Annotated in this window: 18 protein-coding genes; 8 read left to right on the top strand and 10 right to left on the bottom strand. The window is 72.3% G+C overall.

The annotated features are described in order from the left end of the window. Positions 1-114 precede the first annotated feature (114 nt). The gene (locus tag IE290_RS23525) at positions 115-1,284 is read left to right on the top strand and encodes a flavin-containing monooxygenase (RefSeq protein ID WP_191246837.1); all 1,170 of its coding nucleotides are present in this window, start codon (positions 115-117) and stop codon (positions 1,282-1,284) included. A gap of 26 nt (positions 1,285-1,310) precedes the next feature. Here IE290_RS23525 and IE290_RS23520 read toward each other — a convergent pair whose 3' ends face one another. Continuing rightward, positions 1,311-2,087 (bottom strand): IclR family transcriptional regulator, encoded by a 777-nt coding sequence (locus IE290_RS23520; protein WP_191246836.1) that lies wholly within the window; start codon positions 2,085-2,087, stop codon positions 1,311-1,313. Positions 2,088-2,234: 147 nt separating this feature from the next. On the opposite strand from IE290_RS23520, the gene IE290_RS23515 reads away from it, so the two are divergent. Beyond that, on the top strand, positions 2,235-2,951 hold the full coding sequence (locus IE290_RS23515) for a CoA transferase subunit A (RefSeq protein ID WP_191246835.1): 717 nt from the start codon (positions 2,235-2,237) through the stop codon (positions 2,949-2,951). A gap of 2 nt (positions 2,952-2,953) precedes the next feature. Beyond that, complete coding sequence (locus IE290_RS23510) at positions 2,954-3,595, top strand: CoA transferase subunit B (protein ID WP_191246931.1); 642 nt, start codon at positions 2,954-2,956, stop codon at positions 3,593-3,595. A gap of 216 nt (positions 3,596-3,811) precedes the next feature. Here IE290_RS23510 and IE290_RS23505 read toward each other — a convergent pair whose 3' ends face one another. Genes IE290_RS23505 through IE290_RS23490 form a run of 4 tightly spaced genes read right to left on the bottom strand, consistent with a single transcriptional unit; the run spans position 3,812 to position 6,686 of the window. Next, the gene (locus IE290_RS23505) at positions 3,812-4,399 is read right to left on the bottom strand and encodes a hypothetical protein (protein ID WP_229874662.1); all 588 of its coding nucleotides are present in this window, start codon (positions 4,397-4,399) and stop codon (positions 3,812-3,814) included. A 23-nt stretch (positions 4,400-4,422) separates the two neighbouring features. Beyond that, complete coding sequence (locus IE290_RS23500) at positions 4,423-4,866, bottom strand: GNAT family N-acetyltransferase (RefSeq protein ID WP_229874661.1); 444 nt, start codon at positions 4,864-4,866, stop codon at positions 4,423-4,425. 9 nt (positions 4,867-4,875) lie between these two features. Beyond that, entirely contained in the window at positions 4,876-5,274 is a 399-nt protein-coding gene (locus tag IE290_RS23495) for a cupin domain-containing protein (RefSeq protein WP_191246834.1), read from the bottom strand. 11 nt (positions 5,275-5,285) lie between these two features. Further along, positions 5,286-6,686, bottom strand: a complete 1,401-nt coding sequence (locus tag IE290_RS23490) for an APC family permease (protein ID WP_191246833.1) — start codon at positions 6,684-6,686, stop codon at positions 5,286-5,288. A 215-nt stretch (positions 6,687-6,901) separates the two neighbouring features. Here IE290_RS23490 and IE290_RS23485 point away from each other — a divergent pair, with 215 nt between their 5' ends. Genes IE290_RS23485 through IE290_RS23475 form a run of 3 tightly spaced genes read left to right on the top strand, consistent with a single transcriptional unit; the run spans position 6,902 to position 9,539 of the window. Next, positions 6,902-8,140: an acyl-CoA dehydrogenase family protein gene (locus IE290_RS23485; RefSeq protein WP_191246832.1), complete on the top strand. Its 1,239-nt coding sequence runs from the start codon at positions 6,902-6,904 to the stop codon at positions 8,138-8,140. 50 nt (positions 8,141-8,190) lie between these two features. Then, positions 8,191-9,075: an alpha/beta hydrolase gene (locus tag IE290_RS23480; RefSeq protein ID WP_229874660.1), complete on the top strand. Its 885-nt coding sequence runs from the start codon at positions 8,191-8,193 to the stop codon at positions 9,073-9,075. Beyond that, positions 9,072-9,539 (top strand): flavin reductase family protein, encoded by a 468-nt coding sequence (locus IE290_RS23475; protein ID WP_191246830.1) that lies wholly within the window; start codon positions 9,072-9,074, stop codon positions 9,537-9,539. Before IE290_RS23480 ends, IE290_RS23475 begins: the two co-directional genes overlap by 4 nt. Here IE290_RS23475 and IE290_RS23470 read toward each other — a convergent pair whose 3' ends face one another. Both IE290_RS23470 and IE290_RS23465 read right to left on the bottom strand, forming a co-directional pair. Next, the gene (locus IE290_RS23470; RefSeq protein ID WP_191246829.1) at positions 9,540-10,148 is read right to left on the bottom strand and encodes a TetR/AcrR family transcriptional regulator; all 609 of its coding nucleotides are present in this window, start codon (positions 10,146-10,148) and stop codon (positions 9,540-9,542) included. A gap of 46 nt (positions 10,149-10,194) precedes the next feature. Continuing rightward, positions 10,195-11,145, bottom strand: coding sequence for a GlxA family transcriptional regulator (locus tag IE290_RS23465; RefSeq protein ID WP_191246828.1), 951 nt, complete (start codon positions 11,143-11,145; stop codon positions 10,195-10,197). 130 nt (positions 11,146-11,275) lie between these two features. Between IE290_RS23465 and IE290_RS23460 the strand changes: the two genes are divergently transcribed. Next, positions 11,276-11,734, top strand: a complete 459-nt coding sequence (locus IE290_RS23460) for a DUF2269 family protein (RefSeq protein WP_191246827.1) — start codon at positions 11,276-11,278, stop codon at positions 11,732-11,734. On the opposite strand, the gene IE290_RS23455 is transcribed toward IE290_RS23460, so the two are convergent. The 3 genes from IE290_RS23455 to IE290_RS23445 all read right to left on the bottom strand — a co-directional run bounded on the left by IE290_RS23455 (position 11,731) and on the right by IE290_RS23445 (position 13,673). Continuing rightward, positions 11,731-12,105 (bottom strand): STAS domain-containing protein, encoded by a 375-nt coding sequence (locus IE290_RS23455; protein ID WP_191246826.1) that lies wholly within the window; start codon positions 12,103-12,105, stop codon positions 11,731-11,733. The two genes, IE290_RS23460 and IE290_RS23455, sit on opposite strands and share 4 nt — an antisense overlap. An 83-nt stretch (positions 12,106-12,188) precedes the next feature. Continuing rightward, on the bottom strand, positions 12,189-12,605 hold the full coding sequence (locus tag IE290_RS23450) for a hypothetical protein (protein WP_191246825.1): 417 nt from the start codon (positions 12,603-12,605) through the stop codon (positions 12,189-12,191). Positions 12,606-12,710: 105 nt separating this feature from the next. After that, positions 12,711-13,673, bottom strand: coding sequence for a sigma-70 family RNA polymerase sigma factor (locus IE290_RS23445; protein WP_191246824.1), 963 nt, complete (start codon positions 13,671-13,673; stop codon positions 12,711-12,713). A 66-nt stretch (positions 13,674-13,739) separates the two neighbouring features. Here IE290_RS23445 and IE290_RS23440 point away from each other — a divergent pair, with 66 nt between their 5' ends. Further along, positions 13,740-14,531 (top strand): alpha/beta fold hydrolase, encoded by a 792-nt coding sequence (locus tag IE290_RS23440; RefSeq protein WP_191246823.1) that lies wholly within the window; start codon positions 13,740-13,742, stop codon positions 14,529-14,531. The last annotated feature ends 195 nt before the right edge of the window (positions 14,532-14,726 follow it).

The following is a 14,726-nucleotide window of genomic DNA, read 5'->3' as shown; positions in this document are numbered from 1 at the left end:
GACACCGCCTGGGCAGAACTACCCATGCCGCGCGGCGGGGTTTGGGTCGTTCGCCCGAAGTGACCGCGGCCGGGCCCGGCCTAGCGTCGGTCTCCTCGAAACAGGAGGTGGACGATGAGGTTCGACACGGTGGTCATCGGCGGCGGGCAGGCCGGGCTTTCGGCCGGGTACCACCTGGCCCGCGACGGCAGGCGGTTCGTGATCCTCGACGCGCACGAGCGGATCGGCGACTCGTGGCGCCGGCACTGGGACTCGCTGCGGCTGTTCAGCCCGGCGCGCTACGACGGCCTGCCGGGGATGCGGTTCCCCGCGCCGCCGGGCAGTTTCCCCACCCGCGACGAGATGGCCGACTACCTGGAGGCCTACGCGCGGCGGTTCGAACTGCCGGTGCGCTGCGGCACCCGGGTCGACCGGCTGTCGCAGGAGGACGGACGGTTCGTGGTCGCCGCGGGGGACCAGCGGTTCGAGGCGGCGAACGTGGTGGTCGCCTCCGGCGTGTGGGGCGCGCCGTCCATCCCGGCCTTCGCCGGCGAGCTCAGCCCGCGGATCCGCCAGATGCACTCGAGCGAGTACCGCAACCCCGCGCAATTGCGGCCGGGGCCGGTGCTGGTCGTGGGGGCGAGCCACTCCGGCGCGGACATCGCCTACGAGGTGGCCCGCGAGCACCCGACGATCCTGTCCGGCACGGACACCGGCGAAATCCCGTTCCACTTCGAAAGCCGGGTCGCGTCGGTGGCCCTGCGGGTGCTGTGGTTCGCCGCGACGCGGATCCTGACGGTCGACCGGCCGGTGGGCCGCAAGCTGCGGGAAGAGGTGCGCGGGCACGGCGGGCCGCTGATCCGGGTCAAGAAGGAGGACCTGCGCGAGGCCGGCGTCGAGCGGGTCGTCGACAAGACCACCGGGGTGCGCGACGGCATGCCGGTGCTGGCCGGCGGGCGGGTGCTGGACGTGGCGAACGTCGTGTGGTGCACCGGTTTCCGTCCCGACTACGGCTGGATCGACCTGCCCGTGACCGGTCCGGACGGCTACCCCGAGCAGGAGCGCGGCGTGACCTCGGTGCCCGGGCTGTACTTCGTCGGGCTGCCGTTCCTGCACTCGTTCAGCTCGATGCTGGTCGGCGGAGCGGGCCGCGACGCCGAGTACGTGGTGCGGCACCTGACCCGGCGCACCCCCGAGGTGTCGGCCGCCGGGCTGACCGCGCTGGGGATGGACCGGCAGGCGCACGGCGACCTGACCGAGGCGCGGCGCCTGTACCAGCGGGCGCTGCGGACGCTGGACCGCTGACGACGAACGGACCGGCGCTGGGCGGCCTACTGAGCCGCCCAGCGCCGGTCCGCGCGCAGTGTGGTCGTCAGTGCGTGGGCCTCCTTGAGCAGCAGCGCGCCCATCTGCGTCCGCCGCGGCTCGCGGAAGCGGGACTCCACCCCGGTCAGCGTCAGCGCCCACGCCGGCTCGCCGGACGAGCCGAACACCGCCGCCGCCATGCCCCAGCTGCCCTCGACCACCAGCCCCGGGTTGACGGCGTACCCGCGCTCCCGCGTCTCGGCGATCCGCTCGCGCAACGGCCCCGGCGCGTGCGCCTCGCCCCACCGCTGCGTGAGGTCCACCCGCGCAAGGTACTCGTCGATCTCCCGGTCGGACAGCAGCGACAGCACGACCAGCCCGGCCGACACCACCCCCAGCGGGAACCGAGCGCCCTCGTACAGCACGAACGACCGGATCGGGAAGTCGCCGTCCTCGCGCAGCAGGCACACCGTCTCGTCACCGCGGCGGGCGGAGAAGAACGCGCTCTCCCCGGTCGCCGCCGCGAGCCGGTGCACGCTCGCCCGCGCGTGTTGCGTCACGTCGTAGCGCGCGGCCGCCGACTCGCCCAGCAGGTACAACTCCGGACCGAGGTACCACTGGCCGCTGCGCTGGTCGCGGTCGACGAACCCCTCGTCGGCCAGCGCGGCGAGCAGCCGGTGGACCGTCGGGCGCGCCAGCCCGGTCAGGCGCGCCACGTCCGACGTCGACGCGCCGGGCTCGCCCGCCGCGGACAGCGCGCGCAGCACGATCGCGGCCCGGCCGATCACATGGGCAGGCGGCATGCCCCCATGGTATGTCCACTCAGTGGACGCCCGCACCCGGGATGTTCATCTGCCGAGAGATCCAGAGTGCTCGCTTGACCGGGTTTCCCCAGGTCGTCTTGACTGCGGACAGGTGCTCATTCCACGGACGCTCGAAGGAGAGTTCACGTGTCCAAGGTGTTCGGCGCGGCCGCCGACGCGATGGCCGGCGCGCTGCGGGACGGCATGACGATCGCGGTCGGCGGGTTCGGCCTGTCCGGAATCCCCTACGACCTGATCGAGGTCGTCCGCGACTCCGGGGTCCGCGACCTGACGATCGTGTCGAACAACATGGGCGTGGACGGCAAGGGGCTCGGGCTGCTGCTGGAGAACAAGCAGGTCCGCAAGGTGATCGCGTCCTACGTCGGGGAGAACAAGCTGTTCGCGCAGCAGTACCTGGACGGCTCGGTCGAGGTCGAGTTCGCGCCGCAGGGCACGCTGGCCGAGCGGATGCGCGCCGGTGGCGCCGGGATTCCGGCGTTCTACACCAAGACCGGGGTCGGCACGCCCGTCGCCGAGGGCAAGCCGCACGCCGAGTTCGACGGCGAGACCTACGTGCAGGAGCGCGGCATCGTCGCCGACCTGGCGCTGGTGCACGCGCACACCGCCGACCGCGAGGGCAACCTCGTGTACCGGATGGCGGCCCGCAACTTCAACCCGGTGGTCGCCACGTGCGGCCGGGTGACGGTGGCGGAGACCGAGGTCCTGCTCGACGGCTACGTCGACCCGGACCTGGTGACCACCCCCGGCGTGTTCGTCGACCGCCTGGTGGTCGCCACGCCGCGGGAGAAGGAGATCGAGAAGCGCACGGTGCGCCCGCGGGCGCTCGCCGGAACGGAGGCGTGACCATGGGCTGGAGCCGCGACGAGATGGCCGCGCTGGCGGCGGCGGAACTGCGTGACGGGGACTACGTCAACCTCGGCATCGGGATCCCCACGCTGGTGGCCAACCACATCCCGGACGGCGTGCGGGTGACCCTGCAGAGCGAGAACGGGATCCTCGGTCTGGGCCCGTTCCCGTTCGAGGGCGAGGAGGACGCCGACCTGATCAACGCCGGCAAGCAGACGGTGACCGTCCAGCCCGGCGCGAGCTTCTTCGACTCGGCGACGTCGTTCGCCATGATCCGCGGCGGGCACATCGACCTGGCGATCCTCGGTGCCCTGCAGGTGGCGGCCAACGGTGACCTGGCGAACTGGACCGTGCCCGGCGCGCTGGTGAAGGGCATGGGCGGTGCGATGGACCTGGTCGCGGGCACCAAGCGGATCATCGTGATCACCGACCACGTGGCGAAGGACGGCAGCCCCAAGATCGTCGAGACGTGCACGCTGCCGCTGACCGGCGCGGGCGTGGTGGACCGGATCATCACGGACCTGGCGGTGCTGGACGTGACCCCCGAGGGCCTCCGCCTGGTGCGGCTCGCGCCGGACGTGTCGGAGGAGGAGCTACGGGAGAAGACGGGCGCGAAGGTGCTGGAGCCGGTCGCCGGCTAGGGCTCCGCACGGGGTCCGGCCGGGTAGGACCGGACCGGGGGACAACTGATCGACAGCTCGCCCGGCCCTCCGACGCCGCCTACCCGCAGCGGCCTCGCCTGCGCCACCTTCACAGTCCGAGTGGCACTTCCGCCTCCGGCGCCGTGACCCGGCGCCGGAGGCGGAAGTGGTACCCGGCGGCCACCGTGCACCACCCCGCCGGCACCGCACGCGGGGTCAGGGCATTCGCCACACCAGCGGACTGCCGTCGTAGTCGTTGCCGTCGTAGCGGGCCGCCACCACCGGGGCGTCCGGGGAGGTCGCGTCGAGGTCTGCGTTTTCGTACCGCGCGCCGGGGTGGTCGAAGTCGCCGGGGGAGAGGCGTGGGGCGCAGCTCGGGATGTCGCCCGTGATGAACGTTCCCGTGGTCTCCCCGTCGCCGACCAGGGCCTCCAGCTTCGGGCCGACCTTGGTGCCGAAGTCGATCCCGGTCAGGTTCTCCACGGTGTAGCGGATGCAGTACGGCGTCAGCCCCTGCGCCCTGTCCCCGAACGTGGTCCGGAACTCGTTCTGGTCCGCCTGCTCGATCGCGGTCACCGTGATCGCCAGCAGACCCTCGTCGATCCCGTCGGAGTAGCTGACCACCGCGCGCTGCCCGACGGTCAGCGAAGTGCCCGGCGGCGTAGTGGGTTCCACGATGGGCGGCGGGGTGCTGCTGCTCGTCGCCGGCGGGGCCGGAGCGTCCGAAGAGGACGATCCGCACGCCGAGGCGGTCAGCGCCGCCACCACCACCGCTGCTGTCCGGAAGAAAGATCCACGCTTCACGCCGGTCATGATGCCGTAGCCGATCAAGGCGTTCCGCGGTACCTCATCGCGATCTTGCGATCACGGCGGCGCACCTCGCGGAAACCCAGCCGCCGGTACAGCTTGTACGCCCGCGTGTTGACCGCCAGCACGTCCAGTTCCAGCGCGAACCCGCGCCGGTCCGCGTCGGCGATCAGGTCCGTGATCAGCCCGCTCCCGACGCCGCGCCCCTGGAACTCGGGCAGCAGTTCGATCCGTCCCAGGTAGAGCGAGCCGTCGCGCTGCTCGACGCTGAGCATGCCCGCGTCGGTCCCGTCGACCGTCACGACCTGCCAGCGGCCGGGCGCGAAACCGCGGTCGTGGTAGGCGCGCTGCTCCCGCTCGTCCCAGCCCCACACGGCCGCGACGTAGGCGCCCATCGCGGCTTCGTGCAGCCGGAAGCAGAACTCGCGGTCGCCCTCCGTCGCGGGGCGCAGGGCGACTCGCACGTGACCTCCCTAGAACGGCTCGCCCGTCCGGACGTCCACCGCCGAGCCGCGGTCGTTCGTCTCCGACGGCAGCTCCACCGGGCTGGGCGACGGTTCGCTGATCAGCTCCACGATGTAGTGCGTCACGGCGTGGTCCTCCAGGTTCCGGATCCGGTGCGGCGTCAGGGGCCCACCGCTGCCGACGGTCTTGAACGCCACGTACCCGGCCTCCGCCGTCTGCCGCAGCGACCAGTCCTCGTCGCCGAGGCGTTGCGCCTCCGCGCGGCCCGGGTCCGGCCAGATGATCAGGTGGTCGTGGTGGTGCTGGTGCCAGTCGTACATCCCACGCGGCGGCAGGGTTATCGACCACACCCGCACGCGGTCGTTCTCGAACACCAGCGTGTCACCGGGATTGGGCGTGTAGCTCATCGAACTTCCTTTCAGGCCAGGGCCGGTTGCTCGGTCACGGTCCGGGTTCGCGCCGCGATCCAGCCGTAGACCGCGGCGACGACGAGGGACAGCGGCAGTGCGCTGATGACGGGCGAATCGCTGCCGGTGATCTCCGTGTAATGCGCGACGATGACCACCCCGCAGCTCACCAGCGCCACGCCCGCGATCGACGGCGCCACGCGCACCGTCCACACCGAACCGGTGATCCGCCCGCGCACGGCGGCGGTGACGATGCTCGCCGAACAGGCGGCCATCAGGTAGATGATCGCCAGTGCGGTGATCCCGGAGACCGCGGGGAAGAAGGTCACGATCGGATCGGCGCCCGCCACCGCGAACGGCACGACCACCAGCACGCACACCACCAGCTGCACGGTCCCCGCCGATACCGGCGTCTGCCGCCGGGGGTGCACCAGGCTCAGCCGTCGCGGCAGGAAACCGTCGCGCGCCAGGGAGAACATGTACCGCGACGCGATCGCGTGGAAGGACAGCGCCGCCGCGAAGAAGCTGAACGTGATCATCAGGCTCAGCACCGGCCCGGCCCACCCGCCGAGGTGCGCGGTGATCGCCGCGACCAGCAGCGCGCCGGGATCGGCCTGCGCCACCGCGACCGCGTCCGGGAACGCCGCCACGATCGCCCACATGACGAACACGAACGTCACCGCCAGCACGATCAACGCCGAATACGTTGCCCGGCCGACGTTCCGCCGCGCCGACCGCGCCTCTTCGCCGTAGATCGCGGCCGCCTCGTACCCGGCGAAGGACAGGATGCAGAACACCACGGCGAGGCCGAAGTTGCCGCCGAGCACGGTGCCCGGCGCGAACACCTCGACCGAGAACCCGCCGGGCCGCCGCACCAGCACGGCGATCGCGAACGCCAGCAGCATCGCGAACTCGGTGACCGCGACGAAGACGTTGACCTTCCCCGCGATCGTCACGCCGAAGTAGCCGACCACCCAGGTGGCCCCGACCGCCACCAGCGCGATCACCCACCACGGCACGTCCACCCCGAGGTAGGCCGACAGCCCGAGGTGCCCGAAGTACCCGACGGCCACGGACATCCCGGCCGCCGCGAGGTTGTAGGCCAGCGTCGCCACGAGCGCCGACGCCCCGCCCATCCGCCGCCCGAGGCCGAAGCCGATGTAGGCGAAGTAGGCGCCCGCGTTGACCACCTGGCGGCTCAGGGCCACGTAGCCGGCGGAGAACACCAGCAGGATCACCAGCACCAGGACGAGCACGCCGACCGTGCCGGTGCCGGTGCCGAACGCGAGGCTCAGCGAGAGGTTCGAGGCGACCGCGGTCAGCGGTGCGGTCACCGCGATCACCATGAGGATCATGTCGAAGATGCCCACCGCGTTGGCGCGCAACCGGTGGTGGTTTCCGTCTGGGTTCATGAGCACTCCTGGACATCCGGGGTGAATGGCGGTCCCCCCACCACGCCACGGAACAGCGCTCGCGAATGGTCGATACGGTATCGTCGCGTCCGAGCAGCGTACGCCGGGCGTTCCCGGCCTGTCCAGACTCTTGTTGGTCCGCTCCGGACGAGTTACCGTGGTCGAGACGATACCGTCTCGTCCATTCATCGAAATCTCCCGGAAGGACGACGTTCATGTCCGTGACCACGCAAAACCGCGAAATCCCCGCCTGGCCGTCGGCGCCGGCGAGTTACGACGAAATCGTCGCCCGCGCCAAGGCGCTGCGACCGCGCATCGCCGAGCTGGGCGTGGAGGTGGACGCGCTCGGCGTCGATCCCACCGAGGCGATGCGCCTGCTCGGCGAGGCCGGCCTGCAGCGCGCGAACGTCCCCGTCGAGTTCGGCGGCCTCTGGACCGGCGGCACCTTCGCCGGCTGGGACCGGGTGATCGAGGCGGCGCTGGAGGTGACCGCGGGCGACGGTTCGACCGGCCAGTGCTGGGCCACCACCGCCCTGCAGGCCCGCGAGGTGATGTCCGCGCCGCTGCCCGCGTCCACCAAACAGGCGCTCGCCGACGAGCTGATCTTCCAGGGGCGGCGCATCGTCGCCTCCAACGCGGAAACCGGCGGCACCGGACCGGTCACCGGGCGCCGGGTCGACGGCGGCGTGGTCGTCAACGGCGTGAAGACGTTCAACACCAACAGCGGCGGCGGGGGTCGCGACCTGGCCAACGTCAGCTTCCGCATCACCGAGCCGGACGGCGCCACCTCCCGGCACCACGCGCTGATCCGCCTGGACGCGCCGGGTGTGGAGGCGCACGGAGACTGGGACAACATGGGCCAGCGCGGCACGATCAGCCAGACCATCACCTACGCCGAGGTGTTCGTGCCCGACGGCTGGCACTACGCGGCGCCCGAGTCGGAGGTCGTGTTCGTCGACCTCGTCCTGCCCGGGCACGCCTTGCTGCTGCAGGGAATCGGGGAGGGCGCGTACGCGGCGATGCTGGAGTACCTGCGCGGGCTGAACCGGCCGAGCATGCCGATGTTCGGCTCGGCGATGGAGGATCCGCTGATGCACCGCCAGATCGGTGAGATGGCCGCCGCCCTCGCCGCGAGCCGCGCCTACCTGCTGGACACCTGCCGGAAGCTGGCGAACTCCGACGCGACCACCGACCTGCGTGCGCTGATGACCGAGTTCTTCAAGGTCAAGGTCGCCTGCACCAGGGCGGCGCTGGACGTGACCGCCCGCGTGCACGACCTCACCGGCGCCCGCAGCACCGCCAACAAGTACCGTCTGGACCGGTTCTGGCGCAACGCGCGCACGTTCGCCAGCCACGACAGCATCGACGCCAAGAACGCGTTCGTCGGCGCCGCCGAGCTGACCGGCCAGATCCCCGACGCCGGCGACTACCTGCCGGGGGTGCGCAAGGCATGACGCTCCCACATCCTTCCGAAGTCCCGTTCACACGACCGGCTTCGCACCACATGGCCGAACCTCGCTTGTGGACGGTCCGGCCGGTGCGCGTGCTCGACGGGGCCGAGTCGTACCTCAACGTCAAGTATGCGACCCCGGTCGGCTGGCGCCCGCTGACGCTGGACCTGCACGTCCCGCTCGACGCGACCGGTCCGGTGCCGGTCGTGGTCTACGCGCACGGCGGCAGTTTCCTCGGCGGCGTCAAGGAAATGGGCCCGTGGGCGGCGCTGCCGCGGCACGCGATCGCGGTGGCGTCGCTGGACTACCGGCTCGCCGGCGAGGCGCGCTACCCGGAACCGGTGGAGGACGTGCTCGCCGCGATCCGGTGGGTTCGCGTGCACGCGCACCGGTACGGGCTGGACGCCACGCGGATCGCCGGATGGGGCAGCTCCGCGGGTGGGTACCTGATGGCGCTGGCCGCGCTCACCCACCGGATCGGACGACCGGTCGGCGACCACCCCGCGGTGTCCGCGCGGCTGTCCGCGGTGGTGCTGCACTACCCGGTCACGGATTTCTCGCGGATCGTCGACGACGCGTTCGAGCCCACGCGCGAAGGTCTGCGGAACATGGTGGACGTCGGGTCGCAGTTCTTCGGGTTCCCGCTGGCGTCGCGGCGAGACGTGGTGGCCGGGGCGGCGGTGTCGCGCGCGGTGGCGGCGGCGTCGCGGGTGCCACCGTTCCGCATCAGCCACGGCGACGCCGACCGCCGGTGCGGGCTGGGGCAGAGCCGGCGGCTGCACGAGGCGGTGCTCTCCGCGGGCGGAGAGTCCACTTTGGAGGTCATTCCCGGTGCCGACCACGCGACCGCGGTGTTCAGCAGCCCGGAGGTGGTCCACCCGGCGGTGGAGTTCCTCCGCGACACCTGGTCGTCCGAGCGGGAAGGAGTGGCGAGATGATCGACGGGACCACGTTGCGGGCGGCGTTCGGCCAGTTCCCGAGCGGTGTGGCGGCGGTGTGCGCGCTGGTCGGCGGCGAACCGGTGGGCATGGCGGTGAGCACGTTCACGGCCGTGTCCCTGGACCCGCCGCTGGTGTCGGTGTGCGTGCGGAAGGAGTCGCGGACCTGGCGGCGGCTGCGGGAGGCGCCCTCGCTGGGGGTCAGCGTGTTGTCGGCCGGGCAGGGCGGGATCTGCCGCAGCCTGGCGATGCCGGAGGGCGACCGGTTCGCCGGGGTGCCGTGGGTGGCGCGCGGGAGTGCGGTGCTGGTCGAGGACAGCGCGCTGCAGATGGAATGCCGCCTGACCGGCGAGATCGACGCCGGCGACCACGTCATCGCGCTGCTCGGCATCACGGCGCTGACGGATTTCCCCGGTGCGGAACCGGTGGTGTTCCACCGCAGCACGTTCCGGGTGCTGCGGTGACTACTCCTTCGGCGGCCGGGCGCCGAGGAACGCCAGCGTCGAGTCGACGAGCTGCGCCAGGAACTCGGGCGTGATCTCGCTGCGGCGGACGGTGTGGCGCCAGTAGATCGGGGCGGCGAACATGTCGAGCGCGAGCTCGCGGTCGACGTCTCGCGGCAGCTCGCCCCGGGCGATCGCGCGGTCGAGCACCGGTTCCGCCTTGGCGCGGCGGGGGTTCTCCAGGTGCTCGGACAGCGCCTTGGCCAGGGCCGGGTTGCGCTTGGCCTCGGCGGTGAGGTCGGGCAGGATCCGGCCCAGGCGCTCGTCGCTGAGCCACTCGGCGACCACCTCGAACGCGCGCTCGACGTCACCGCGCAGGGAGCCGCTGTCCGGGATGTCGACCAGCGGGACGCTGAGCTGGGACACCGCGTCGACCACCATGTCCTGCTTCGAGGACCACCGGCGGTACAGCGAGCTCTTCCCGACCTCCGCCCGCTTGGCGACGCCGTCCATGGAGGTGCGGGCGTAGCCCTTCTCGGCCAGCTCGTCGATCACGACCTCGACGATGGCGTCGGTGAGTTCGACACGCAGCACGGCGGCACCACTCGGCGCGCGACGGGTCCGGGTCATGTCCGGGACAGTACCAGGAATGGACGGGACGGGTCCGTCTCGATCGTCAGGAGTCCCGCTTCTGGAACGCCGCCCGGTAGGCGTTCGGGCTCGTGCCGACCACCCGCCGGAAGCGATCCCGGAACGCGGTCGGGGAGCCGAACCCCACCTGGCCCGCGATGCGGTCCACCGGGTGCCGCGTCGTCTCCAGCAGGTACTGCGCCTGCCGGATCCGTTCGCGGTGCAGCCACTGCAGCGGCGTCGTCCCGGTCTGCTCGCGGAAGTGGCGGTTCAGCGACCGGGTGCTCATTCCCGCGCGCGCCGCCACGTCCGCCAGCGTCAGGTCCCGGTCCAGGTGGTCGGTCATCCACCGCAGCACCGGCTCCAGCAGCGAACCCCGCGGCGCCGGCGGCTGGTCGTGCACGATGAACTGCGCCTGGCCGCCCTCCCGTTCCAGCGGCATCACCGACAGCCGCGCGGCGTCGGCGGCCACCGCGGAGCCGTGGTCGCGCCGGATGAGGTGCAGGCACAGGTCCAGCCCGGCCGCCGCGCCCGCCGAGGTGAGGAACTGGCCGTTGTCCACGTACAGCACGTCCGGGTCCACCTCGACCTCCGGGTGCCGCCGCGCGAGCTGGTCCGCGGCGACCCAGTGCGTGGTCGCGCGAAGCCCGTCGAGCAGCCCGGTCGCGGCCAGGACGAACGCGCCGGCGCAGATCGAGGCGATGCGCGTGCCGTCGGCGGCCGCCTTGCGCAGCGCGTCCAGCACGTCCTCCGGCACCGGCACCGCCGGGTCCACGCAGCCGGGCAGGATGATCGTGTCGGCGTCGGCGAGCGCCTCGAGGCCCCACTCGGCCTGCAGCGTGAACGTGCCCGCGTCGACGGTCGGGCTCGGGGCGCAAACCCGCACCCAGTAGGCCGGGCGGCCGTCCGGCAGCCGGGTGCGGGTGAAGGCCTCGATCGGGGTGGCCAGGTCGAACGGGACCACGCCGTCCAGCGCCAGCACGGCGACGGTGTGCATGGCGACACCGTAGGCCCTCGCCGCCCGGCTCCGCCAGGACCGCCCTGGTCAGCCGGTTGGCGAGAATCCGGTGGAAGTTGGCCATCGAGCCAGTTCCCGAGATCACCGGCGGCCGTTACCGTCCCTGCCCGTGACGAAGGTTCTGCTCTCCCTCCACGTGCTCGCGGCGCTCGTCGCGATCGGCCCGGTCACGGTCGCGGCCAGCATGTTCCCCGCCGCGACCCGCCGCGCGATCGCCGGCACCGACCACGACCTCGCAGTTCTGCGCACCCTGCACCGCATCTGCCGGGTCTACGCCGCCGTCGGCATCGCGATCCCGGTCTTCGGCTTCGCGACCGCCGGCAGCCTGGGCGTGACGGGCGACGCCTGGGTGGTCGTGTCCATTGTGCTCACCGCGATCGCGGCGGGCGTGCTCGTGCTGGTGGTGCTGCCACGTCAGCAGGGCATCCTCGACGGCATCGCCGAGCAGGCGGAACCACAACCGCGCGCCCCGGCACGGCTGGCGATGTACACCGGGATCTTCAACATCCTGTGGGCCGTGGTCACGGTTCTGATGATCGTGCGGCCCGGGTCCACCACTAGCGCCTAGTCCTCGAGATACCGCCGGGCCGCTTCGCGAGCCTCGTCGAGCGAGGCGGTGATCGTCAGGATTCCGTCCAGGCCGGTCATCTCCAGCGGCCGCGTGACGACCGGCGTCGGGCAGACCAGCGCCAGTGCCTGCTCGGCGGAGTGGCATTCGGCGGCCGTCTCGACCAGGACCGCCAGGCCCAGGGAGTCCAGGTGCTCGACCTCGGACAGGTCGAGGATGACGGTGGTGAGCGGCACCGGGGCGACGCTGTCGCGGGCGTCCTTCACGGCTTCGCGGACGCGGGGCGCGGTGGAGAGGTCGACCTCGCCGGCGATGGTGACGATCACTTCGCTCCCTTCGCGCGTCCAGCGGGTGGCGAAGGGCTGCGGCACGGATCCTCCATCGTCGGTCTGTTCAGCCCGTACACTCTATCGGCTGCCGCCGGTGGCCCGGAGCCCGGACCACCGGCGACCACTCAGGCCGGTTCCGTCACGTGCACCGCGTCCAGCGCCGGTCCGTCCGGCGCGACCGGTGCCGTGACCGGGACGTCCGCCCACAGCACCGTGCCGCCGCGGCGTGGCGTCACGCCCCACCGGGCGGCGATCCCGTCCAGGACGTCCGCCGACGTGCCCAGGTCACCGCGAGCGGGCGGCTCGGCGGCGATCGTCACGTCGACGCGGATGGTGTCCGCGCCCGCCCAGCCCAGCCGCAGCGTGAACGGCTGGCGCGTGGACAGCCAGGCGATGCCGGCGATCTCGTCGCTCACCAGCAACGCGTCGACGACGTGGTGTTCGGCGACGCCCGCGAGCATGAACCGCACCCGCCGCCGCAGAGCCGCCAGTTCCGACGGCCCGTCCACGACGCTGGTGAACCGATCCGGCCGATGCACCATGTCGTGCACGATGCATCACCTCCTCCGCTGACTCGTCAACCGGAGGATCTTCGGTTTACCCCGGCGTGACCTCCGGTAAACCGGTCCACTGAGGACCGTGCGCCGTCAGCCCAGTTCGTCCGGCAGGCCGAACGCCGCGAAGTGCTCGCGTCCGACGAACGAGGTGACCGCCGCGATCCGGCCGTCCCGCGGCGTCAGCACGTTGATCGACCAGCTGCCGAACGTCCCGTCCGGCTCCGTGCGCAGGTACGAGGCCACCGCGGGCAGCCCGTTCGCGGCGACGATCCGGTGCCGCCAGGAGCCGCAGGACGCGAGGGGGTACTGCCGCGCGAAGGACATCACCGCGTCGATCCCGTGGTACCAGTGCGGCATCGGCGGCATCGACCACGTCACGTCCTCGGTCAGCAGCGCCACCAGCGCGTCCGCGTCGCCCCGCTCCAGCGCGCCGGCGTAGTCCGACGCCAGCATCCGCACCCGCGCGTCGTCCGGTACCGGTTCGCGCGTCGGCATGACCCGCCGCGCCCGTTGCAGCGCCGAGTTCACCGACGCGGCCGAGGTGTTCATCATCGACGCGATCTCGGCCGCCGAGAACCCCAGGACCTCGAACAACACCAGCGCCGCCCGCTGGTTCCCGGGCAGGTGCTGCAGCGCGGCCACGAACGCCAGCTCGACCGCCTCCCGCTGTTCGGCCCGCGCGTCCGGGCCGGTCGGGTACGGGCCGAGCCACGCGACGTCCGTGCGCGGCGCGTCCTCGGTGACCACGTGATCGCTGGACGGCCCGAGATCCATCGGCAGCGCGCGCCTGCCCCGCCGCTCCACCGCGTCCAGGCAGGTCCGGGTGGTCACGGTGTAGAGCCAGGACCGCAACGAAGCGCGCCCCTCGAAGCCCGGCAGCCCCCGCCACGCCCGCAGCAGCGCCTCCTGCAACGCGTCGTCGGCGTCGTGCACCGAACCCAGCATCCGGTAGCAGTGCGCGTGCAGCTCCCGCCGCAGCGGCTCGACCAGCCGGGTGAACGCCGCGTCGTCCCCGGTGCGCGCCCGCTCCAGGTCCACGGCCAGTTCCGTCACGAGCGATGATTCTGCCCCACGCCGCCGGTCACCACCTTCGAAACCACTTTCCCCAGGAGGATTTCGATGTCCCAGACACTGCCCGTCCCCGGCGCGCGGCTCTACCACGAGATCCGCGGGCGGGGCCCGCTGGTCGTGCTCGTCGGCGCCCCGATGGACGCGCGCCCGTTCGCCCCGCTGGCCGACCTGCTCGCCGTCGACCACACCGTGCTCACCACCGATCCACGCGGCATCAACCGCAGCCCGGTGGACGACCCGGAGCAGGACTCCACGCCGGAGATCCGCGCCGAGGACCTGGCCCGGCTCATCGAGCACGCCGACGCCGGCCCCGCGGTCGTGCTCGGCTCCAGCGGCGGTGCGGTCAGCGCCCTCGCGCTCGCCCAGGCACGCCCGGACCTGGTCACGACCGTGATCGCGCACGAGCCGCCGCTGAACGAGCTGCTGCCGGACCGGGACCGGATCCGCGCGCAGGGGGAGGAGGTCATCGCGACGCACTTCGCCGGTGACCCGGTGGGCGCCATGCGGAAGTTCCTGGTCATGGCGGACATCCACCTCCCGGAGCCGGTGTTCCAGCAGTTCTTCGCCCAGGAGCCGAGCCCGCGGGACCTCGCCGACGCGAACTTCCAGTACGCGCACATGTACCGCCCGACCACCCGCTGGATCCCGGACTTCGAGGTCCTGCGCACCCGCCCGGTGGTGATCGGCATCGGCGAGGAATCGGCCGGTCAGCTGTGCGAACGCACGTCGGAGGCGCTGGCGAAGGAGCTGGGTGTGGAGCCCGCGCGGTTCCCCGGCGACCACACCGGCTTCGCCGCCGACCCGGCCGCCTTCGCCACGCGCCTGCGGGACTTCCTCTGATGTGGCGGCGGGTGGGCTCGCGCGCGCCCACCCGCCACCGAGGGCCTACCGCCTGACCGCGCCGGGCTGAGGCCTCCACCGAGCCGTGCCGGGACGGTGGGCCCGCGACGGGGGCCGAGTCCGGCAGCCCGCGCCGCGCCTGCCGGCAGCGGCTCGCCCGCCGCGGTTGCCCAGCCGACCCAGCCGACCCGCGTC

The organism is Amycolatopsis deserti (assembly GCF_014653945.1).
GTDB lineage: Bacteria > Actinomycetota > Actinomycetes > Mycobacteriales > Pseudonocardiaceae > Amycolatopsis_E > Amycolatopsis_E deserti.
The sequence above is the reverse complement of the archived record's forward strand: the minus strand, read 5'-3'. Positions and strand labels throughout refer to the sequence as shown.